Origin of the sequence: Actinomadura decatromicini (genome assembly GCF_008121305.1) — a bacterium.
In the GTDB taxonomy this organism is placed as follows: domain Bacteria; phylum Actinomycetota; class Actinomycetes; order Streptosporangiales; family Streptosporangiaceae; genus Spirillospora; species Spirillospora syzygii.
In genome coordinates, this window is sequence record NZ_VSRQ01000003.1 from 381232 (window position 1) to 401588 (window position 20357).

The 20357-nt window shown below is 72.0% G+C and carries 17 protein-coding genes; 11 read left to right on the forward strand and 6 right to left on the reverse strand.

Annotation, left to right across the window (positions count from 1 at the left end; all coding sequences use genetic code 11):
- Positions 1 to 64 precede the first annotated feature (64 nt).
- Positions 65 to 199 carry a hypothetical protein gene (locus FXF68_RS44455; RefSeq protein WP_281292210.1) on the forward strand — a complete coding sequence of 45 codons (135 nt, stop codon included), beginning with the start codon at positions 65 to 67 and terminating at the stop codon, positions 197 to 199.
- 12 nt (positions 200 to 211) lie between these two features.
- On the opposite strand, the gene FXF68_RS15590 is transcribed toward FXF68_RS44455, so the two are convergent.
- Positions 212 to 553 (reverse strand): MmcQ/YjbR family DNA-binding protein, encoded by a 342-nt coding sequence (locus FXF68_RS15590; RefSeq protein WP_148351573.1) that lies wholly within the window; start codon positions 551 to 553, stop codon positions 212 to 214.
- Positions 554 to 646: 93 nt separating this feature from the next.
- Between FXF68_RS15590 and FXF68_RS15595 the strand changes: the two genes are divergently transcribed.
- The 6 genes from FXF68_RS15595 to FXF68_RS15620 all read left to right on the forward strand — a co-directional run bounded on the left by FXF68_RS15595 (position 647) and on the right by FXF68_RS15620 (position 9894).
- Positions 647 to 1000, forward strand: a complete 354-nt coding sequence (locus FXF68_RS15595) for a CU044_2847 family protein (RefSeq protein WP_148759770.1) — start codon at positions 647 to 649, stop codon at positions 998 to 1000.
- A gap of 7 nt (positions 1001 to 1007) precedes the next feature.
- Positions 1008 to 2669 carry a VMAP-C domain-containing protein gene (locus FXF68_RS15600; protein ID WP_148759772.1) on the forward strand — a complete coding sequence of 554 codons (1662 nt, stop codon included), beginning with the start codon at positions 1008 to 1010 and terminating at the stop codon, positions 2667 to 2669.
- Positions 2670 to 3644 carry an AAA family ATPase gene (locus FXF68_RS15605; RefSeq protein WP_148759774.1) on the forward strand — a complete coding sequence of 325 codons (975 nt, stop codon included), beginning with the start codon at positions 2670 to 2672 and terminating at the stop codon, positions 3642 to 3644.
- Complete coding sequence (locus tag FXF68_RS15610) at positions 3634 to 8004, forward strand: SAV_2336 N-terminal domain-related protein (protein WP_148759776.1); 4371 nt, start codon at positions 3634 to 3636, stop codon at positions 8002 to 8004. Before FXF68_RS15605 ends, FXF68_RS15610 begins: the two co-directional genes overlap by 11 nt.
- Before the next feature lie 46 nt (positions 8005 to 8050).
- Positions 8051 to 8626: a TetR/AcrR family transcriptional regulator gene (locus FXF68_RS15615; protein WP_148759778.1), complete on the forward strand. Its 576-nt coding sequence runs from the start codon at positions 8051 to 8053 to the stop codon at positions 8624 to 8626.
- 77 nt (positions 8627 to 8703) lie between these two features.
- A complete protein-coding gene (locus FXF68_RS15620; protein WP_148759780.1) occupies positions 8704 to 9894 on the forward strand; it encodes a Cmx/CmrA family chloramphenicol efflux MFS transporter in 1191 nt (396 codons plus the stop codon).
- Positions 9895 to 9943: 49 nt separating this feature from the next.
- On the opposite strand, the gene FXF68_RS15625 is transcribed toward FXF68_RS15620, so the two are convergent.
- The 4 genes from FXF68_RS15625 to FXF68_RS15640 form a co-directional block, all read right to left on the reverse strand.
- Positions 9944 to 11140: a hypothetical protein gene (locus FXF68_RS15625; protein WP_148759782.1), complete on the reverse strand. Its 1197-nt coding sequence runs from the start codon at positions 11138 to 11140 to the stop codon at positions 9944 to 9946.
- Positions 11141 to 11382: 242 nt separating this feature from the next.
- The gene (locus FXF68_RS15630; protein ID WP_246178721.1) at positions 11383 to 13452 is read right to left on the reverse strand and encodes a M6 family metalloprotease domain-containing protein; all 2070 of its coding nucleotides are present in this window, start codon (positions 13450 to 13452) and stop codon (positions 11383 to 11385) included.
- A 118-nt stretch (positions 13453 to 13570) separates the two neighbouring features.
- Entirely contained in the window at positions 13571 to 14068 is a 498-nt protein-coding gene (gene rraA, locus FXF68_RS15635; protein WP_148759784.1) for a ribonuclease E activity regulator RraA, read from the reverse strand.
- A gap of 10 nt (positions 14069 to 14078) precedes the next feature.
- Entirely contained in the window at positions 14079 to 14558 is a 480-nt protein-coding gene (locus FXF68_RS15640; RefSeq protein WP_067905618.1) for an Lrp/AsnC family transcriptional regulator, read from the reverse strand.
- Between the two features lie 138 nt (positions 14559 to 14696).
- On the opposite strand from FXF68_RS15640, the gene rocD reads away from it, so the two are divergent.
- The 4 genes from rocD (at position 14697) to FXF68_RS15660 (ending at position 19512) form a co-directional block, all read left to right on the forward strand.
- Complete coding sequence (rocD, locus tag FXF68_RS15645; RefSeq protein WP_148759786.1) at positions 14697 to 15935, forward strand: ornithine--oxo-acid transaminase; 1239 nt, start codon at positions 14697 to 14699, stop codon at positions 15933 to 15935.
- 179 nt (positions 15936 to 16114) lie between these two features.
- The gene (locus FXF68_RS15650; RefSeq protein WP_187437944.1) at positions 16115 to 17053 is read left to right on the forward strand and encodes an LCP family protein; all 939 of its coding nucleotides are present in this window, start codon (positions 16115 to 16117) and stop codon (positions 17051 to 17053) included.
- A 120-nt stretch (positions 17054 to 17173) separates the two neighbouring features.
- Positions 17174 to 17890: a PadR family transcriptional regulator gene (locus FXF68_RS15655; RefSeq protein ID WP_148759790.1), complete on the forward strand. Its 717-nt coding sequence runs from the start codon at positions 17174 to 17176 to the stop codon at positions 17888 to 17890.
- Positions 17887 to 19512, forward strand: coding sequence for a DHA2 family efflux MFS transporter permease subunit (locus FXF68_RS15660; RefSeq protein WP_148759792.1), 1626 nt, complete (start codon positions 17887 to 17889; stop codon positions 19510 to 19512). The genes FXF68_RS15655 and FXF68_RS15660 overlap by 4 nt, the downstream gene beginning before the upstream one ends.
- A 246-nt stretch (positions 19513 to 19758) precedes the next feature.
- Here FXF68_RS15660 and FXF68_RS15665 read toward each other — a convergent pair whose 3' ends face one another.
- Positions 19759 to 20238 carry a DUF6113 family protein gene (locus tag FXF68_RS15665; RefSeq protein WP_148759794.1) on the reverse strand — a complete coding sequence of 160 codons (480 nt, stop codon included), beginning with the start codon at positions 20236 to 20238 and terminating at the stop codon, positions 19759 to 19761.
- Positions 20239 to 20357 lie beyond the last annotated feature (119 nt).

The following is a 20357-nucleotide window of genomic DNA, read 5'->3' on the forward strand; positions in this document are numbered from 1 at the left end:
GGCGGTGCTTCGAGCTGCGCGTCGCCCCGGACACCGAGTGGGACGCCAGGCCCCGGAGCAAGGAATGCCCGCGGAGCGAGCCGCTGGGGTCGCGCCGGGCCGGACGGACGTGTGGACGCCGCCGAGGGCGCAGCGCATGGCGGGCGAGGGCGGGTGCGGCGCCGCCAACGCGATCGACCCGATGCCGCCCCCGCATTAGGCCCGCCGGCGCCTAGAGGCCGAGGCGGGCGGCGGCCACCTTCTTCGGGACGACCATGCGCCACGCCTCCACGACCAGTTCGCGCATCTCCGGCTCGTCGAGGGCGGACGTCCAGGCGTGCACCCAGTTGAAGCGCATGTCCGACTCGCCGGGAAGGTGGAACTTCTCCGGCTCCGACTCGACCAGCGCGGCGCGCTCCTCCTTGGGGAACGCGAAGCCCATGACGGTCTCGTCCCGCGAGAAGGCGACGTAGACGATCGCGCCGACGCGGAACTTCACCCGGTCCCTGATGAGGTGCTCGGACGTGCGCGGCAGCGTCAGCGCGAGCGCCCGCACCTGCTCCACGGTGATCATCATGTCCTCCTGTGGCCGTCCCCCGGCGGGTGTCTCCAGCCAACCATCCCGAATCATGTGATCTTGATAGATTTTTGGGTCGGGGAGGGCGTTGTGGACGAACTGGTGCGGTGGCAGACACAGCACGGGACGGTCGTCGTGGAGACCGACGACCGGGAGCCGGGCTTCCAGTCGGTGTCCCGCGCGGGCGACATGATCCACGACGCGGCCGTCTCGTTCGAGGAGGCGTTCCGCAGTATCAAGGACGCGGCCGACTCGGCGCTCGCGGCGCTGCGCGGCGGCGCCGCCGACCCGGACGCGGTCGAGTTGGAGTTCGGCGTGAAGCTCAACGCGGCGGCGGGGGCGGTGATCGCCAAGACCTCCGTCGAGGGGCAGCTCAAGGTCAAGCTGACCTGGGGCCGCCCGCCCGCCGACAACACCGCCGGGACCGACGGGGAGGGGGCGTAGCCGCGTCGTGGACGGCTGGCAGTGGCGCGCCTGGGTCGGCCCGCCCGGCGGCGGCAAGGTCGGCGCGGCCTTCCTCGTCACCGCGGACCGGCTGCTGACCTGCGCGCACTCCGTCCGCGGCCTGGACGAGGCGCGGATCGGCTTCCCCGGCCTGCGGGAGGACCTGCCCGCCCGGGTGACGCACGTCGGCGGCTGGCGGCGCGCGGGCGACCTCGGCGACGTCGCGGTGCTCGAACTGCGCGAGCCCGTCCCGTACGCGCCCGCGCGGCTCGCCGCGCCCGACGACCCGCGCGTCGCCGGGCGGACGTTCGGCGTCTGGGGCTTCCCCCGGCGGCACGACCGGAACGAGCGGCACGCGACGGTGACGACGTCCCCGCACCGAGGCATGCGGCAGGAGTGGTGGGAGCTGAAGACCGGGCCGGGCGACTGGCTGGAGGAGGGCTACAGCGGGTCCGCCGTGTACGACACGGACACGGGCGAGGTCATCGGGATGGTGACGAACGCGGAGCTGCGGCACGGCGACCGCGCCGACCTCGGCTGGATGCTGCCGCTCGCCAGCCTCCGCGCGCACTGGGAGCCGCTCGACGACCTGCTCCCGCTGCGCTGGGCGTCCCCGGACGCGCGCCGCGAGCTGCGCGAGCTGCTGGACGGCGTCCGCTTCACCGAGCCGCTCGCCGCCGACCTGGCGTGGACGGTCGGCCGCCCGGCGCTCGACGGCTTCCGGTCGGCGTGGGCGTCGGTGCGGTACGTGGCGGAGGGGCTGGCGGAGGAGCGGCTCGTCCGGTATCTGGCGGCGCTCGGGCGGCATCTGCCGGAGGCGCGGCGGCAGCGGCTCACCGCCTGGTCGGCCCGCCACCTGCCGGGCGCGGCGCCCGCCCCCGCGCACTCCGATCCCGCGTCGGTGATCGTCCGGCTGGAGCGGGTGACGTTCGACAACGCCTTCGACGTCGCCGTGCAGACGTGGATCGACGGGGCGGAGGGGCCGTCCCGGCCGGTCGCGCGGGTCCCGGAGCGCAAGGTCCGGGAGGTCGTCGAGGAGGGCGTCGCGGCGGTCGCGCCCGCGCTGTTCGGCCGCGACTGGATGATCGAGTTCGCGGTGCCGGAGAGCTGGCTCGGCAGGCCGTTCGAGCAGTGGTACGTCGACGCGCGCAACCGGATCCCGATGCGCCGGTACCCGGTGGTGGTGCGGGACGTGGAGCGGCTGCGCCCCGGCTCGATCCGCCGCGACCAGGCCCATCACCGCTGGCGGCTGCTGACCGAGCGGGGCTGCGGCGAGCCGCACCGGGTCGCCTGCGACGCGCCGCGCCGGGGCGGCGACTTCGAGCGCTGGCTCGAGGCGCACGTCGACTTCTCCGTGCTCGTCTACGGGTCGCGTCCGATGAAGACGTGGTTGAAGGCCGCGCTCAACAACGGCATCCCCGTCATGCTGTGGACGCGCGAGAAGTGCGTCGGGCCCTCCCATGACGACTGCGAAGGGCACCGCGTCCTGGACGACCTGACCGCCGCGGTCGGCGGCAGGTCGCCCGCCGAACTGCCGCGCATCGCGCTCGCGCTGCGCAAGGAGGCGCTCGTCGCGCCGGACGGCGAGCCGCACTGCGGACGCGCCCTGACCCTGCTCTGGGACGACCCGTCCCGCCTGCCCGATCCGCCCCTCGCCATGGAGGTCTAGGTGCCCGACTGGCTGATCTACACAGGGAGCCGTCGCCCGCACGACGGAGTGGACCGGCTGCCTCCGCCGCCGCCCTGGCGCGCGTTCGACGGCGGCCCGGTGCTGCCGTCCCCGGAGGGCGGTTCGGGGAACGCGCACCAGGCGACGACGTACCGTCCGTCGGACGACGCCGTGCAGCAGGTCAACGCCGCGTTGTACCTGCGTCGTCCGTTGTTGGTGACGGGTCCGCCCGGTACGGGGAAATCGACGCTCGCCTACGCGGTGGCCCACGAACTGGGGCTCGGACCCGTCCTGCACTGGCCCATCACCAGCCGGACGACGCTGCGCGACGGCCTCTACCAGTACGACCCCCTCACCCGCCTGTACGCAGCCGGACGCGACACGTCCCCGGCCGACGACGAGGACATCGGCCGCTTCATCCGCCTCGGCCCCCTCGGCACGGCGCTGCTGCCCTACCGGCGGCCCCGCGTCCTGCTCGTGGACGAGATCGACAAGAGCGACATCGACCTGCCCAACGACCTCCTCACGATCTTCGAGAAGGGCGAGTACGAGGTGCCGGAGCTGTCCCGCCGCGCCGACCCGTCCGCCGAGGTGATGACCGCCGACGGGCCGGGCGCGCGCGTCACCGTCACCGCCGGGACCGTCCGCTGCCGCGCGTTCCCGCTGGTCGTGCTGACCAGCAACGGCGAGCGCGAGTTCCCGCCCGCGTTCCTGCGCCGCTGCGTCACGGTCGAGCTGCGGCAGCCGTCCGGGGAGGCGGAGCTGGCGGCGATCGTCCGCGAGCACCTCGGGCCGCTCGCCGACCGGAGCGACGACCTCGTCCGGCGGTTCCTCGAACGGGCCGCCTCCGGGACGCTGGCGACCGACCAGCTCCTCAACGCCGTCTACCTGTGCCGCCACGCCGACGCCGAGGACCGCCGGGCCCTCGCCGACCGCGTCATGCCGAACCTCGCGGGCCCCGTCGATGACGATTGACCGGCTCCGGGACGCGCTGTCCGCCATCGGACCGCCGCCGGACGCCCGCGAGCTGAGCGAGATCCTGTGGCTCGCCTGCCACATCACTCCGTCCGAGGACGCCCCTCCCCGCGAGCCCCTCCCGGCGGTTCCGCAGGTGATCGAGGAAGCGCCGCCGCTCCCGGACACCGTCCCCCGGCCGCGTCCCGAGCCCGAGCCGCTCTCCCCGCTCCATCCCCGTGCCGCACCCGAGACGCCCGGAGAGGGCGCCGCCGTCCCCGAGCCGGTCGGGGAGGCGACGGAGGTGCTCGTCCCGACCGCGCCGATGCTCGCGGACCCGCTCGGCGTGCAGCGGGCGCTGCGTCCGCTGAAGCGGCGGGTGCCGTCGCGGCACCGGTTCGGGCTGGACGAGGACGCGACCGCCGCGCGCATCGCCGACACCGGGGTGTGGACGCCGGTACTCGTCCCCGAACCCGAACGCTGGCTCTCGCTCACGCTCGTCGTGGACACCGGCCCGACGATGCGGCTGTGGCGCCCGCTCGCCCGCGAACTGACCGAGACGCTGCTCCGCCAGGGCGCGTTCCAGGACGTCCACGTCGCCTACCTCGACACCACCGGAGGCGTCGCCGCCATCCCGGACGCGCCGCGCCAAGACCCCGGCACGCTGCTCGACGCGTCCGGGCGCCGGGCCGTGCTCGTCCTGTCCGACTGCTCGGGCCCGCACTGGTGGGACGGACGCGCCGCGCGGGCCGTCCGGCGCTGGGCGCAGACCGGGCCGACCGCGATCCTCCAGCCGCTCGCCGAGCGCCTCTGGCGGCGCACCGCCGCCCCGGCCGCGCCCGGCGTCGCCGTGCTGCCGCGTCCGGGCGCGCCGAACGCGGACCTGCGGTTCGTCCCGTACGACGGGGACGCGAAGGCGGGCGTGCCCGTGCCCGTCCTGGAGGTGGCGCCGCGCTGGTTCGGCGCGTGGGCCCGGCTCGTCTCCGGCTCCGACCCGCAGCCCGCCGCCGTCGCGACGCTGCCCGCCCGGCCGCCCGCCGCGGCCGTGCCCGTGCCCGTGCGCCGCGAACGCGAACTGCCGGTCGAGGAGCGCGTCCGCCGGTTCCTCGCCACGGCGTCCGCGGACGCCGCCGAACTCGCCGCGCACGTCGCGGTCTCCGTCCCGTCGCTGCCGGTGATGCGGCTGATCCAGCACCGGATCCTCGGCGGCTCAGGTCCGGGGCAACTCGCCGAGGTGCTGCTGAGCGGCCTGCTGCGCTCGGTCGGCGGGGTGCGCTACGAGTTCGTGCCGGGCGCGCGGGAGGCGCTGCTCGACACGCTGCCGCGTCCGGAGGCGCTGCACACGCGGCATGTCCTGGAGGCGGTCTCCGCCGAGATCGAACGCCGCGCCGGAACGGCCGCCGAACGCTTCCGCGCCCTCCTCCCCACCGACGGCGGCCCGGTGAAACTGACGGCCGACACCGACCACTTCGCCCTCCTGACCCCCGAGACCCGCTCCCACCTGGCCACCGCCCCGGCGGGTGTCCCCGACCCCCTGGAACCGCGCGAGACGTCGGACCCTCGCGTCACACCGGCCGACGGACCCCGGCTCATCTGGGACCTTGTCGACCCGATGTTCGAAGCCATCGGCACGTACGACAACGGCGGCACGACGCAGCTCGACTTCCTCTACGGTGGCGAGGGCTCACACGGCGCTGTCTCGGGGCCACCACGCGCCGTCCATGAGATGCTCCGGACCGTCCTGCTCAGCCTGGCGATCGGCCACCCGCCGGACAAGGTCGCGTTCGCCCTGCTCAACTGCTCCGACTTCCACGAGAGCAACGCCTACAGCGGCCTTCATCTGCTCCCGCACACCGCCGCAACCGTCCTCGACCTGTCCGAGCCGGGTACCGGCAGCGTGGCGTCGATACTCAAAGCAGAACGACGGCACCGCGAGGCCGTCCTGCGGGACGCGGGCATCGAAACCTGGGCCGAATACCGTGCCGACCGGAACTCGCCGCTCGACCCGCTTCCCGCGCTGGCCGTCGTCCTGGGCGTCGACCGGCGGCTCCTGGACGCCGATCCCGATTTGGCCGACGACCTCGCCCGGCTGACTGCCACGGGGCCGGACGTGGGCTTCCGTTTCATCTTCTATTCCCGCGAGGAATCCACGGACATCGACCGGTTCGACCACCTCACCAGATGGCGGATCGAACTCGACGATCCAGCGGACGGCGAGCAGGCCACGCTCAGGGTCGAGGGAAGGCCGGATGCGCGTTTCCGTCCCGCGCGTGTCTCCGCCGCGGACGCCGACTCGCTCCTGGCGCAGATGGAGCAGCGCGGACCGCGCGCACGCCAACTCACAGTCCATCTGCCAGGAGGGCCGGTTCAGACGCAGCCGCCCCTCGATATCGACGTTCTCCGGCTCAACGGCGCGGGTCCCGGCGAGGCGTTCGGGGAAACATGGGCGCTTCCCGCGACCACTCCACGGAAGACGACCATCGGCCATCACGCCGATGGGAACGCCCTCAGCTTCTACCCGTTCGACCTTTCGTCGGGTATCCCGCACGGCCTCATCGTGGGCGGCACCGAAGCACGTCAGCGCGTCAACCGCGCCATCGTCCTCGCGCTCGCCGCCGGGTACTCCCCCTCGGATCTCAGGTTCGCGTTCGCCGGAATGGGCGAGCACCCGCTCGGCGATCCGCTTCCGCTGCCGCACGTCGACTATTCCGAGTCCGAGTTGCTCGGACGGCCGGAGCAACTCCGCCATTTCCTCGACTATCTGTCGAACGAGATGGACGAGCGCGCCGCCAACACCGCGAGCGACCATCCACGCCTCGTGGTGTTCACCGACGTCTCGCTGACGTTCCCCTCCAGCAGGCGCGAGGTCGGAGAGACCCTGGTCTCGCTCGCGAGCCGCGGAAGGGCGCTCGGCGTGCAACTCCTGCTCTCTTCGGAGACCGTCGAGAACAGCACGATCTGGAACCGCGTCATGCCCCTCGTCGGCTGGCGGATGGCGGCGAGCCCCCGGCCGCCCGCCGAACTCCAGCGCGTGCTCGGACGGGCGACCGTGTCGTTCCCCGACGAGCGGACGGCCTACCTCCTCGCCGGCGGCGGCGTCCCCCGCCAGCTCGTCCTGGCGCCGGAGCCATCGCGATCCGCCGTCGACGACTTCGTCGAGCGGGCGAGAGGAGCCGAAGCCCGCCCGGCGCCGCCCGTGCCCCCCGACATCCAGCTCGACCAGATCGACCTGGAGGCCGACACCGAAGCGACCATGGACATGCTCCGGAGGGTCTTTTTTCCGGAGCCCGCCCCTGGGGAAGCGCCGAGTAGGCGCATCCGCCATCTGATCCTGGAGGGTACCGATCGGGCTCGGATGGCCAGGATGGCGCGCCTGTACGGATGGCTGCTCCGCGACGAAGGCGCGCTTTCCAGCGGCGTCGTGCACGAGGTGCCGCTGCTCGATTCCGCGGGCCGTCCGGTCGGCGAGCCCGTCCCGCCCTGGCCCGGCCTCTTTCAAGAGAACCGCGGCGGTGTGCTGCTCTTTCACCTCAGCGAGATCCGGCACCATGCCGCCCCGCTCTGGGACGGTTTCGTCAGCGAACTCCCGCGTCTGATGGACGAATACGGCCACGACCCGATGGTCGTCCTCTGCGGAGACAGCGACGACGTCCGTGAACTGCGCCGGGCCGCCCCGTCTTTCGCCTCTCGGTTCCTGGTATTCGACGGCTACGAACCAGCGCCGTCGACCGTGCGGGAGCCGTATCCGCGGATATCGATCGGTGTCGACAGCGACACGGGCGAGGACGTGGTGCTGAACTTCGAGGCCGACCGCCATCTGCTGATCTCCGGCCCGCCTCACTCCGGGAAGGCGACACTTCTGAACCGCCTGCATGACGAGATCCGCGCGCACGCCAGAGGACTCGTCTACCTCCTGGACGGGGACGATCTGATTCCCGGAGAAGAAGAAGAAAAGATCACTCTGGAGGCACCGGGGGACACCGTGGCAGCCCACGAGTTCGGCCGCCTTCTAGGGGAGGCGATCGATGAGGCGGCACGACACGGAACCATGACACGGGGCCCCGATGTATTCCTCCTCGTCAAGAACCACTGGGGTCTCTTCCGGAGCGATCCGCTCCTTCCACTTCTCGACCTGCTCCGGTCGAGTCCGGCGAACGGTCCGCGACTCGTCCTGTCCCGGCACCGCACCCTTCTGGACATGGGCGGCAATCTGGTCAAGTCGTGGCGGGACATCGGCGCTCCGGTGCTGCTGACGGGAGACACGGGGGGCAGGGAGGGCGATCTCTGGGGGCTGCCGCGCGCCGTCCGAGGTCCCATACCGCGGGGACAGGCGCTCCTCGCGTATCCCGGCCGCCACCGTTTCGTCACGCTGAGGCTCTGACCTTCTGTATTGGATCGCACTGTCCATAACGTGTTACCGTACCGGCATGGCACGGCCGAGGAAGTTCGAGGAGGACCGGGCGCTCGACGCGGCCATGCGCGCCTTCTGGACGGACGGCTACGAGGCCACGTCCACCCAGGAGCTGTGCGAGGCGACCGGACTCGGGCGCAGCAGCATCTACAACACGTTCCGCAGCAAGCGCGACCTGTTCGAGAAGGCGCTGGTCCGCTACATGGACACCAGGACGGCCAGGCTCGTCGAAGTGCTGGAGGACGGCCGCCGTCCCGTGCGGGAGCGGCTGCGGACGGTCCTGGAGTGGACGGTCGAGCCCGAGCCGGACGACCCGGTCGGCTGCCTGGTCGTCAACACGATGGTGGAGCTGGCGCCGCGCGACCCGGAGATCGCCGAGCGGCTCGACCGGGACCAGCGGCGGCGGCTCGTGGCGCTCAAGGCGGCCGTCCAGGAGGGCATCCGGTCCGGCGAGATCGACCGGGACAAGGACGCGCTGGCGCTCGCGCACTTCCTCGTCTCCACGATCAGCGGGATGCGCGTGATGTCCAGGGGCGGGGCCGACCGGAGCACCCTGGCCGCGATCGCGGACACCGCCCTGGACGCCCTCTGACGAACGAACCCGACCGACCCGCCGTTTTCCCATGTCCGAATTTTGAACCAATCAATCCAATACAGGAGGCGAGAGCGATGCCGGTGGCCGTCTACGTGCTGGGGCTGGCGATCTTCGCGCAGGGGACGTCCGAGCTGATGCTCGCCGGGCTGCTGCCCGGGATGGCGCACGACCTCGGCGTGTCCGTCCCGGCGACCGGGCTGCTGATCTCGGCGTTCGCGATCGGGATGCTGGTGGGCGCGCCGGTGCTCGCCGTCCTCACGCTGCGCTGGCCGCACCGCCGGGCGCTGCTCGCCTTCCTCGCCGTGTTCGCGCTGGCCCACGCGGTCGGCGCGGTCACGCCGAACTACGGGGTCCTGTTCGCGACCCGCGTCGTCGGCGCGTTCGTGTATGCGGGGTTCTGGGCGGTGGCGGCGGCGACTGCGGTGCGGCTCGTCCCGCGCGATGCGCGCGGTAAGGCCATGGGCATCCTCGCGGGCGGGCTCACGGTCGCGGCGATCGCGGGCCTCCCGGCCGGGACGCTGGTCGGGCAGCAGCTCGGCTGGCGGGCCGCGTTCTGGACGGTCGCCGCGATGTCGGTCCTCGCGATGGCCGGGGTCGCGGCGACGATCCCCGGCGGCCGCGCGGACGGCACAGCGCCCCGGACGCGCGACCAGATCCGCGCCATGGCCGTCCCCCGGCTGTGGCTCCTGTACGGGACGACCGCGCTGTCCACGAGCGGGCTGATGGTGACGTTCGGCTACCTGGGCGCGCTGCTGACCGAGACGACCGGGATCGCGGAGAAATGGGTCCCCGCCGTGCTCGCCCTCTACGGGACGGGCGCGCTCATCGGCATCACGGTCGGCGGGCGGACGGCCGACACGCGTCCCGTCCCGACCCTGTACGCGGGGTTCGGCGGGCTCGTCGCGGTGTCGGTGGTCCTGGCGCTGACCGCGACCTCGCCCGTGCCGGTGGCGGTGCTCGTGTTCCTGCTCGGCTTCGCCGGGTTCGGCACCAACCCGACGCTGAACACGCGGGCGTTCGGGGTGGTGGACGGCTCGGCGACGCTCGTCGCGGCCGGGAACGTCGTCTCGTTCAACGTCGGCATCACGCTCGGCCCGTGGATCGGCGGCCTCGCGATCGACGCCGGGGCCGGGTACGCGGCCACGGCCTGGATCGGGGCCGGGTTCGGCGTCCTCGCCGTGGCCGCCGTGGCGCTCGACCAGGCCCGGCGGCGGTCGGCCGCGCCCGCCGCCGAGCGGCGGGCCCGCCAGGAGGTGGGCACGTGAGCGAAAGGCCCGGCACGGGGCAGTCCGCGGGCCGGGCCCTTCGGTCCGGTCACCCGCAGGCGTCGGCGCGGAACCCCCAGAGGGCGCGCCTGCGGGGATGTTCGGCGACCGTCCAGACGCGGTGCTGCCCGCGGTAGCAGGACAGGTCCTCGGGACCGTGCGAGATGGTGCGGCGCTGGACGCGGTCCCATCCCGACCCGCGGTGGCGCGTGACGAGCAGGAGGCCGCGCTGCTCGCCCCGGTTCTGCGTGAACCACCAGTGGCCGTTCGCCCGGACGCCGCCCTGGATCCGGTAGCCGGGCAGCGTCGCGCCCCAGTCGGGACGGACCGTCCCGGAAGACCGGGACAGCGCCGAAAGCGGCCACGTCACGAGTCGGCCTTGCGGCCCGCCCGGACGGCAGTACTCCCCCGCGATGAGGACGTGCCGCGACGCGGTCCGGTCGACGGCGACCCAGGACATGCGCAGCGGTCCGGTGCCCCGGCACTTGCCGCCCGTCCTCCCCCGGGCGAAGCGCCAGCTCCCGGTCTGCGGCATGAGGAAGCGGAAGCCGTGGGCGTAGTACTTGCCGCCCTGCAGCCCGACGCGCTCCGAGTGCCCGGCGACCCCGCCCCTGCTCCTCGCCAGGTCGTAGATCTGCCGCAGGTCGAACTCGCGGATGCCGTGCCGGGTGTCGGCCACGTACAGCCTGTTCCCGTACCATGCGATGCCGCCCGCGTGGATGCCGATGTCGGAGTAGGTGGCCGTCCCGCCTTCGAACTTCGGCTCGACGAGGAGGACGTGCCGGTAGGAGCGCCTGTCCGGGTCGACGACGGTGAGCCTGATGCGGCCGCCGTTGTGCCAGGACACGAGCATCGGCCTGCTGCCGCCCGTCCAGCGCTCGCCGGCCACCGCGTCCGACACGCTGGTCACGCCCTGCGGCACCCAGTCGTGGGTGTCGGTGTCGTGCCTGTCGAAGCAGTAGACGAGGGAGCGGGCGGGCACGGCGGCCGGACCCGCGCAGCCGTGCCCGAACCTTCGCTGTCCGGACGAGGCGAGCAGGCCGCCGACGCTGCTCCGGTGCAGGCGGCGCCCGAGTTCCCGGACGGCCGGGCCGCGGTCGGAGCCCCGGCGCAGATCGAAGTCACGCGGGTCCGGCGCGGCGGTATCCACGGCGGCGGACGCGGGACGGGGCGGGGCGGCGTAGGCGACGCCCGGCGCGGCGACCGCCAGCGGCACGGCCGCCAGGCACCATCGACCGCTGGTCACAATACGTTGCAAGATCATCACACTGTGCAACGTAACCCAGATCGCACCTCACCCGCGATCCCGATATGACCTTGGGAAATGCAATTTAGTTTTCATCGGCCATTACGTCGTCCTTGTCAACCGCCCAGGAGGCGGGGACGGAGGACCAGACGCGGATGGACGGGACGGCCCGGGCCGTCCCGTCCATCCGGGACCAGATCAGCGCAACGCGCCACGTACCGCTAACGAGCCACTAGATGCCGCTAGCGCATGGAGCACGTGCCGGTGGCCGACTTCGTCGGGTCGCTCTCCGAGGTGGCCGTCAGGCGCAGGCCCGCCTTGCGGGAGTTCCAGCGCGCGGGCTTGGCCCAGACCTCGACCTCGGTGCTGCCCTTGGCCTGGGCGGTGGCCAGGGCGTTCGGCAGCCAGGTCGTCACGCCGCGGATGGACGCGGTGGCCTTGAGCCGGAACACGTCGGAGCCGTAGTAGCCGGTGCCGCCGGAGCCGGTGTTGCGGAGCGTCAGCTTGCACTTCGTCCAGCCGCCGCCGGTCGGCTCGGCCTTGCCGTCGCCGAGTTCCACGCCGCGCTGCTGCGATCCCGCGCCGTCGAGCGAGCGGATCCCGACCGTGTAGGAGAGCACGCCGTCCTTGTCCCGCTTGAGGTCGAGGACGTAGAAGTGGAGCCGGTTGGCCTGGTCGACGTACTCGTACTGGCTGCCGGAGTCCGTGCCCGCGTGGAACAGGGCGTCGGAGAGCTGCCGGTAGTCGCCGATCGTCATCTTCTTGGGCGTCCCGTCCGGGAGGACGAAGTCGACCTTGTTGATGTCCTGCGGGTTGGCGTCCTTGACCCAGATGAACGGCTCGGTGTCCTGGTCCTTGGTCTTCGACAGCAGGACGCCGGAGTCGGGGGTGAAGGAGTCGGTGCCCATCCGGTCGACGACTTCGAGGGTGTAGTTGTTGTAGCCGCCGCCGTCGCACAGGGGGTCGGTGTTGATGTCGCACTTCGGGCTCTTGTCGCCGCCCGCCCCGAACGTGAGGTTGATGCCCGCCAGCTCGTTCGCGCCCGGCTGGACCGAGCGGGCCGTGACCCGCGCGACGAGCGTCCCGGACTTGGCGAGGTCGCCCCGGTCGAGCTGGAGCACCTTGCCCGTGTCGACGATCTTGAGCTTCAGCTTGTTGCGCAGCATGTGCTGGGCGCCCATGGACGCGCCGCCCGTCGCGGGGATCGTCCACCGGCTGTGCGGGCCGCCGGGCCCGTTGAAGGTGCCGCGGCTCAGCATCTCCCACGGGCCGCTGTAGTCGCGGCGGGGCGGGTTGCTGTACGGGTTGTTGTAGTTGTCGCCGACGCCCAGGATGTGGCTGAACTCATGGGCGAAGACCGACATGCCGGAGCTCTCCGCCTGGGTGGACGACTCACCGGGAACGGCGTTCGGCCAGAGGGTGGAGCCGGCCTGCCAGGACGTCCACGGGACGTACCGGGTCTTCACCCAGTTCGTCAGCTTCGGATCGCCCGGGCCCCACTCCGCCGGCACCTGCTCCTTGGTGCCGAACTTCATCTCGCCGAACTCCTGCCAGGTGGACGACTCGTCCTGCCCGGCGCTGAGGAAGAACACGAAGTCGTACTTCTTCGCCTCGGCCTCGCCGACGTCGGCGACCCACGCGGCGCGGGCGTCCTTGCGCAGGTCGCGGTTGCAGGTGTCGCCGGACGGGCAGCCGGTGCCGCCCTGCATCCCGTCCACGCCGTACTCGTGGTCCTTGGCGGGCATCTTGTACGCGCCGAACCCGGTGAGGTTCACGCCGTAGCGGCCGCCGGAGTCCTCCATCCAGTACTCGTGGAGGGTGTGGCCGTGGTTGAGCTGCTGCGGCTTGTTGAGGAAGTCCTGGTAGAACTTGGCGACCTGGGTGCGCGGGACGTCCCCGACGGCCACCGGGTTGCCGAAGATGGTGGAGTTCTTCGGCTGCGTCACCACGAAAGGCTGGTTCGAGTAGTCGACGAGGACGACGGCGCCGTTGAAGTTCTTCACCGAGCCCTTCCGGGACGGGTCGGACCAGTTCGTGCCCGGGATCGACTTGTAGTCGTCCCAGGTCATCGTCTCGGGAAGCTCGTAGTTCTGCGGGTCGATGGCGCTCGGCGCGCCGTGCCGGTGCGGACGGCCGGGCGGCTGGGCGCGCTGCCACGGCTGCGTCTGCGGCCAGTGCCGCATCTGCCACGGGTTGGCGGTCGGCTTCGGGATCGCCGGTCTCGGCTGCGCCGCGACCGGCGGGGCGGTCGCGAGCGCCACGACCAGACCCATCACCGCCGCGGGCACCATCAGGGTTCTCTTGGCGCGCATGTCTCCCCTGCCTCTGGTGGGTTGCGCCACAAGGTAAGGACAGGGGAATCCGCCCGGCTAGGGCCGACATAGCCGATCTAGTCCGGTTTCGCATGGCATGTCGGACAATTCGCCCAGGTCAGTCCGGCGGACGCCGGTCGAGCAGATCGCGACCGGCCACCACGATCCCGTCCTCGTCGCTGTAAAGCCAGTCCCCCGGACGGAACTCGACGCCGCCGAAAACCACCGGGACGTCCACCTCGCCCGCGCCGTCCTTGGCGCTCTTGCGCGGGTTGGAGCCGAGGGCCTTCACCCCGAGGTCCAGGGCGCGCAGCGCGGCCACGTCCCGGACGGCCCCGTGGATCACCGCGCCGGACCAGCCGTTCGCCACCGCCGCCCCGGCGATCATGTCGCCGAGCAGCGCGGACGCCAGCGACCCGGCGCCGTCCACGACCAGGACGCGGCCCTCGCCCGGCGTGTTGAGCAGCCTCTTCACGAGCCCGTTGTCGCGGCGGCAGCGCACGGTCGCGATCGAGCCCGCGAAGGCCGTCCGTCCGCCGTAGAGCCGGAACTGGGTCTCGCAGCTGCGGAGCTCGTCCCCGAAGTCGTCGATGAGGTCGGCGGTCGCGAAGTGCATGCCGGGCACCCTACTCCCCGGTAGTGCCGCCGTTCGGATGCGAGGGGGCGTCGATCGGACGGCCGATCAGCCGCGACAGCACGATCGCCGTCTTCGTCGCGGTGATGTTGTCCTCCCGGCGGAGCCGTTCGAGGGCCTGCTCCAGGTGCTGGATGTCGCGCGCCCGCACGTGGACGAGGGCGCTCGCGTCCCCGCTGATCGTGTACGCCGCGACGACCTCCGGATGGCCCCGGACGCTCGAGTAGATCTCCTCCGGGGACGTCGCCCCCGTGCAGAAGATCTCGATGAACGCCTCGGTCGTCCAGCCGAGCGCGGCCGGGTCGACGACGGCCGCGAAGCCGTTGATCACGCCGTCCGCGCGGAGCCGGTCGACGCGCCGCTTCACCGCCGGGGCGGACAGCCCGACCTTCGCGCCGATCTGCGCGTAGGAGGCCCGGCCGTCCTCCAGGAGGCGCGCAACGATGCGCCGGTCCAGGTCGTCAAGACGCAACAAATAACACCCCCTAAGTCGGTTTTCGTCATTGGTCGACGGTCGTATCCGAACATACGCTGGATTGTGGACCGGCGGCCAGCCTGACCTGTCCGGCCCCCTCCCCCCGGCACCGGACCGACGTCCGGTGTCCCAGGTATGCCCGGACCGCCGGCGGCCCGGGCCGAGCCGCGAAGGAGCGCCGTGACGCCGACCGAGGAACTCCGCGCGATGTCCGACGAGCACAGCGCGCACAACTACCACCCGCTCCCGATCGTGGTCGCCGAGGCGGACGGCGTGTGGCTGACCGACGTCGAGGGACGCCGCTACCTCGACATGCTGGCCGCGTACTCGGCGGTCAACTTCGGCCACCGCAACCCGCGCCTCACCGCGGCCGCCAAGCGCCAGATGGACCGCGTGACCCTGGTCAGCCGCGCGTTCGACCACGACAACTTCGGGCCGTTCGTCACCGAGCTCGCCGAGCTGTGCGGCAAGGACATGGTCCTGCCCATGAACAGCGGCGCCGAGGGCGTCGAGACCGCGCTGAAGACCGCGCGCAAGTGGGGGTACGAGGTCAAGGGCGTCCCGGACGGCCAGGCGAACATCGTCACGTTCGAGGGCAACTTCCACGGCCGGACGACCACGATCGTCAGTTTCTCCACCGACGCCGACGCCAAGGACTCCTACGGGCCGTACACGCCGGGATTCCGGACCGTCCCGTACGGGGACGTCGAGGCGCTGCGGGCCGCGATGGACGGCGACACGGTCGGCGTGCTGGTCGAGCCCATCCAGGGCGAGGCGGGCGTGAACGTCCCGCCGAGCGGGTTCCTGCGGGCCGTCCGCGACCTGTGCACCGCGAACGGCTCGCTGATGATCGCGGACGAGATCCAGTCGGGCCTCGGCCGCACCGGCGACACGTTCGCGTGCGAGCACGAGGGCGTCGTCCCGGACGTCTACATCCTCGGCAAGGCGCTCGGCGGCGGGATCGTGCCCGTCTCCGCGGTCGTCGCGGACCGCGACGTCCTCGGCGTGTTCCGGCCTGGGCAGCACGGGTCGACGTTCGGCGGCAACCCGCTCGCCTGCGCCATCGGGCGCGAGGTCGTCGCGATGCTGAAGACCGGCGAGTACCAGGAACGCTCCAGGACGCTCGGCGCGCACCTGCACGAGCGGCTCGGGCGGCTGCCGTCCGACATCGCGCGGCAGATCCGCGGACGCGGGCTGTGGGCGGGCGTCGAGCTGCACGGCGCGGCGCGTCCGGTGAGCGAGCGGCTGATGGAGCTGGGCGTCCTCGTCAAGGAGACGCACGAGACCACGCTCCGGCTCGCCCCGCCGCTCGTCATCGAGCGCGACGAGCTGGACTGGGCCCTCGACCAGCTGGAGATCGCCCTCAAGGGGTGAGGCGCGAGGGGGCGCCCCCGGTCAACGGAGCCCGGCGGCGTCCCCTTCGCGTTCCCCGGGGATCTTCAGAGCGAACTCGAATCTCGTCAAAGAGTCGTCCGCGGCCCGCCCGGCGCGGCGGGCGCGTCCGCCCTCGCGTGGAGGGTGGAGGGATGCTGCGGAACAGGAGTAGACGCCGGGTGGCCATCGGCTGCGGCGGGATCGCGCTCGGCGTCCTGCTGCTGGCGGCGGGCGGCCTCTACCTGTTGCAGCGCGCCTACGACGGCGGGGTGCGGCGGATCGCCGGGGCGCTGCCGACCGAGCAGGGCAGGCCCGCGTCCGGACGCGGCGAGAACTGGCTGCTGATCGGCTCCGACCGGCGCGCCGACCTGCCCTCGATGGGCGCGCGGGCCGACACGATCATGGTGGTGCACATGTCCGGGCGCGGCGACCGCGTGTCGGTGATCGGGATCCCCCGCGACTCCTGGGTGCCCGTCCCCGGGCACGGCACCACGAAGATCAACGCGGCGTTCTCCTACGGCGGGCCGCGACTGCTGATCCGGACGGTGGAGTCGCTCACCTCGGTGCGGATCGACCACTACGCGGCGCTGGACTTCAACGGCTTCGTCACGATGACGGACGCGCTCGGCGGCGTGGACGTCACCGTCACCCGGCAGACCCACGACCCGAAGCACGACCGGACGTGGAAGGCCGGCCGCCAGCACCTGAACGGCGTCGCGGCGCTGGACTTCGTCCGGCAGCGCTGGAACCTCCCGGCCGGGGACCTCGACCGGATGAAGCGGCAGCAGGCGTTCCTGCACGCGCTGTCGGAGAAGGCCCTCAACACCCGCAACCCGATCAAGATCGACCGGTTCGTGCGGGCGGCGAGCCGGTCGGTGACGGTGGACGACTCGGTGTCGTCCGGGACGCTGCGCGGGCTGGCGCAGCGGCTGCTCGGCACGTCCCTGATGGAGTACCTGACGGCCCCGGTCGGCAAGCTCGGGGAGCGCGGCGGCCAAAGTGTCGTACTCCTGGACGATGATGGGCTGCGGTCGCTGTTCACGGCCGTCCGCGACGACCGCGTCGGCGACTACGTGACCCGGAACGGCGCGGCGAACTCGGTGGACGCCGTCCGCTAGGCACGTTCCGCCGACCCCTCTGAGCTGGGAGAATTGTCCGACCAGTAGAGTGATTTCCCGACGGCCATCTAGATGGATTAGTCTAAGTGGACTAATCGACATCGACCGAAGGCCGTCGTCATGTCCCGACCCCTCACGCCGCTCGCGCTGACCGTCCTGCGCATGCTGTGCGACGGGCCCATGCACCCGTACGAGATGCAGCAGCGCATCCGCGACCACGCCTACGACCAGGCCGTCAAGATCACGCACGGGTCGCTCTACCACTCGGTGGAGCGGCTCTCCGCGGCCCACCTGATCGAGCCGCTGGAGACGAGCCGGACGGGCCGCCGCCCCGAGCGCACCGTGTACGCGGTGACGAGCGCCGGACGCGACGCCGCCCACATCAGGCTCGCCGAGCTGCTCGCGCGCCCGGCCGAGGAGTTCCCGCTGTTCGGCACCGCGCTGGCGTTCGTCAACCTCCTCCCGGAGGCGGAGGTCGCGCGGCAGCTGCGGCACCGGGTCGTCGCCCTGGAGGCCCATCTCGCCGGGCACCAGACGGCGAACGACGCGCTCCTGAAGACCGGCCTCGAACGCTACAAGCTGCTCGACCAGGAATGGCTGATCACCCGCGTGCGGGCCGAGCTCGACTTCACCCGCGCGCTCGCCGACGACCTGGAGTCCGGCCGCCTCACCTGGGAGGACCACGAAGGTGTGACGACCTGTCACCCGCCGGACGAGCACGCGCTCCACCACGACTACGAAGCACGCCGCACGACCGGGGGACCGATGACCGGAAGATCATCGGCTCCCCTCTCGGGGGGCTCGGGGGACGTCCCCCAGAAAGGCGGGAACCGATGAGTAGATGGCGGGGAAACCCCTGGGCGATCCTGCTGACCCTGTCGCTCGGCTTCTTCATGACGCTGCTCGACCTGACGATCGTCAACATCGCCATCCCCAGCATGATCGACAAGCTGGACGCCTCGCTGGACGAGGTGCTCTGGGTCGTCAACGCCTACATCCTGGTGCTCGCCGTCCTGCTGATCACCGCGGGCAGGCTCGGCGACCTGTGGGGCAAGAAGAACCTGTTCATCGCCGGTGTGGCGTTGTTCACACTGTCCAGCCTCGCGTGCGGGATCGCGCAGGACCCGGTCCAGCTGATCGCCGCCCGCGCCGTGCAGGGGCTCGGCGCCGCGCTGCTGATGCCGCAGACCATGTCGATGATCATCAGCGTGTTCCCGCCGGAGCGGCGCGGCGCCGCGCTCGGCGTGTGGGGCGCGGTCGCCGGGGTCTCCACGATCGCCGGGCCCACCGTCGGCGGCCTGCTCGTCACCAGCCTCGACTGGCGGTGGATCTTCTTCGTGAACCTGCCGATCGGGATCCTCGTGCTGGCCATGGCCGTGCCGATCCTGCCGGGGCACACCCGGACCGTCCGGCACAAGTTCGACATGACCGGCGTCGTGCTGGCGTCCGCCTCCCTGTTCTGCTTCGTGTTCGCGCTGACCGAGGGCCAGAAGTACGACTGGAACACCGGCATCTGGGCCCTCATCGGCGGCGGCCTCGTGCTGTTCGTGATCTTCGTCCTGCACCAGCGCGGACGCCAGGACGGGGAGCCGCTCGTCCCGTTCTCCCTCTTCAAGGACCGCAACTTCACGATCCTGAACTTCGTCGGCGCGGCCGTGTCGGTCGGCATGATCGGCATGTTCCTGCCGATGACGATCTACATGCAGTCGGTGCTCGGGTTCAGCGCCCTCAAGGCCGGGCTCGTGATGGCGCCGTCCTCGCTGATGTCGATGTTCCTCGCGCCCGTCGCCGGACGCCTGTCCGACCGCATCGGCGGCAAGTTCATCCTGATGGCCGGGCTCACCCTCTACGCCGTCGGCATGCTCTGGCTGATCGCCGTGGCGGGCGTCGGCACCGACTGGACGGCGTTCATCGCGCCGCTCGTCATCTCCGGGATCGGCATCGGCGGCGTGTTCGCCCCGATGGCGACCGAGGCGACGCGGAACGTCCCGCCGCGGCTCGCCGGGGCCGCGTCCGGTGTGAACAACACGATCCGGCAGGTCGGCTCCGTCCTCGGCAGCGCGGCGGTCGGCGCGGTCCTGCAGAACCAGCTCGCGTCGTCCCTGCGGGACGAGGCCGCGACCCGCTCGACCGCCCTCCCGCCCGACGTCCGCCCCGGCTTCGTCCAGGGCTTCGCGCAGGCCGCCAAGGGCGGCCTGGAGGTCGGCGCGGGCCAGAGCGGCGCGAAACAGCAGTTGCCGCCGGGCGTCCCGCCGAACGTGGCGCACCGCGTCCAGGAAGTGGCAGGCCAGGTGTTCTCCCACGGCTTCGTCCACGCCATGAAGCCGACGATGATCCTCCCGATAGCCGTGATCCTGCTGAGCGCAGCAGCCTGCCTGACCCTCAAAGGCCACGTGTCCGCCCAGGAGGGCGACGCCCTGGAACCCCCGTTGCGAGCCGGTCGATCCTCGCACTCTTGACCCCCAGGGGGCTGTGTTTACCCAGGGGGGCGACCCCCTGGAACCCCCGTCACGAGCGAGGGGCCGTTTCCCGAATCGCGGTCGCTCTCGGGAAACGGCCCCTCGCTCGGCGGTTCGTGCGGCCTCCGGCCTTGGCGGCCTACGGCCGCACGAACCGTGACCCCGGCCGAGCTTGCCGCAACGACTGTGGCGGAGGTTACTCGTGCGCGGCCATAGCCAGAGCCTCTACACGGGCCCTGGCCGGGGTTACTTGTTGTGGGGCCGAGGGGTCTTGCCTAGGAGCCATTGGCCGGGCGGGTTTGCTGGGGGGACTCGCATTACGCCGAAGGTCGCGGCTACCAGGCCGCCGATGATGTAGACGTATCCGGCCAGGGTGCCCGGGACGACCAGGTCGCCCTCGGGGCGGCGCATGGACATGATCAGGACCACGAGGACCCACACCGCGGCGGGGACCGCCGCGCCGATTCGTCCGCCCATGCCGTGGCCCGCCAGCCGCACCATCGCGAACACCAGCGCCGCCAGAGCGATTGCCGCCACCGGGACGTCCCAGGGCGTCCAGCCCTGGGCGAACGAGCCGAGCAGGCCGACCACGCCGCCGAGCAGGCCGAGCGCCGCGTAACCGGCGCCGGACACGACCGCGTCGAGCGGCCCCTCGCCGTCCGGGCCCGCCTCGGCGGGCGGCGAGCCCTTGGCCAGGCTCACCCCTGTCTCGTCGTCCTCGTCCACCCCGCCAGCGTATCGGCCCCGCCCCGGCGCCCGACCAAGCCCGGCCAGGGCCACAGCCGCACAGCAAGCCCAGCCGGGCGATGGTCGTGCGACAAGCTCAGCCGGGGTCACGGGTCGGG

What these genes read in the sequence shown, in the direction of transcription:
- FXF68_RS44455 (WP_281292210.1), top strand. Translation starts at nt 65, where the DNA reads ATGCCCGCGGAGCGAGCCGCTGGGGTCGCGCCGGGCCGGACGGACGTG.
- FXF68_RS15590 (WP_148351573.1), bottom strand. Translation starts at nt 553, where the DNA reads ATGATCACCGTGGAGCAGGTGCGGGCGCTCGCGCTGACGCTGCCGCGC.
- FXF68_RS15610 (WP_148759776.1), top strand. Translation starts at nt 3,634, where the DNA reads ATGACGATTGACCGGCTCCGGGACGCGCTGTCCGCCATCGGACCGCCG.
- FXF68_RS15615 (WP_148759778.1), top strand. Translation starts at nt 8,051, where the DNA reads ATGGCACGGCCGAGGAAGTTCGAGGAGGACCGGGCGCTCGACGCGGCC.
- FXF68_RS15620 (WP_148759780.1), top strand. Translation starts at nt 8,704, where the DNA reads ATGCCGGTGGCCGTCTACGTGCTGGGGCTGGCGATCTTCGCGCAGGGG.
- FXF68_RS15630 (WP_246178721.1), bottom strand. Translation starts at nt 13,452, where the DNA reads ATGCGCGCCAAGAGAACCCTGATGGTGCCCGCGGCGGTGATGGGTCTG.
- rraA (WP_148759784.1), bottom strand. Translation starts at nt 14,068, where the DNA reads ATGCACTTCGCGACCGCCGACCTCATCGACGACTTCGGGGACGAGCTC.
- rocD (WP_148759786.1), top strand. Translation starts at nt 14,697, where the DNA reads ATGCCCGGACCGCCGGCGGCCCGGGCCGAGCCGCGAAGGAGCGCCGTG.
- FXF68_RS15655 (WP_148759790.1), top strand. Translation starts at nt 17,174, where the DNA reads ATGTCCCGACCCCTCACGCCGCTCGCGCTGACCGTCCTGCGCATGCTG.
- FXF68_RS15660 (WP_148759792.1), top strand. Translation starts at nt 17,887, where the DNA reads ATGAGTAGATGGCGGGGAAACCCCTGGGCGATCCTGCTGACCCTGTCG.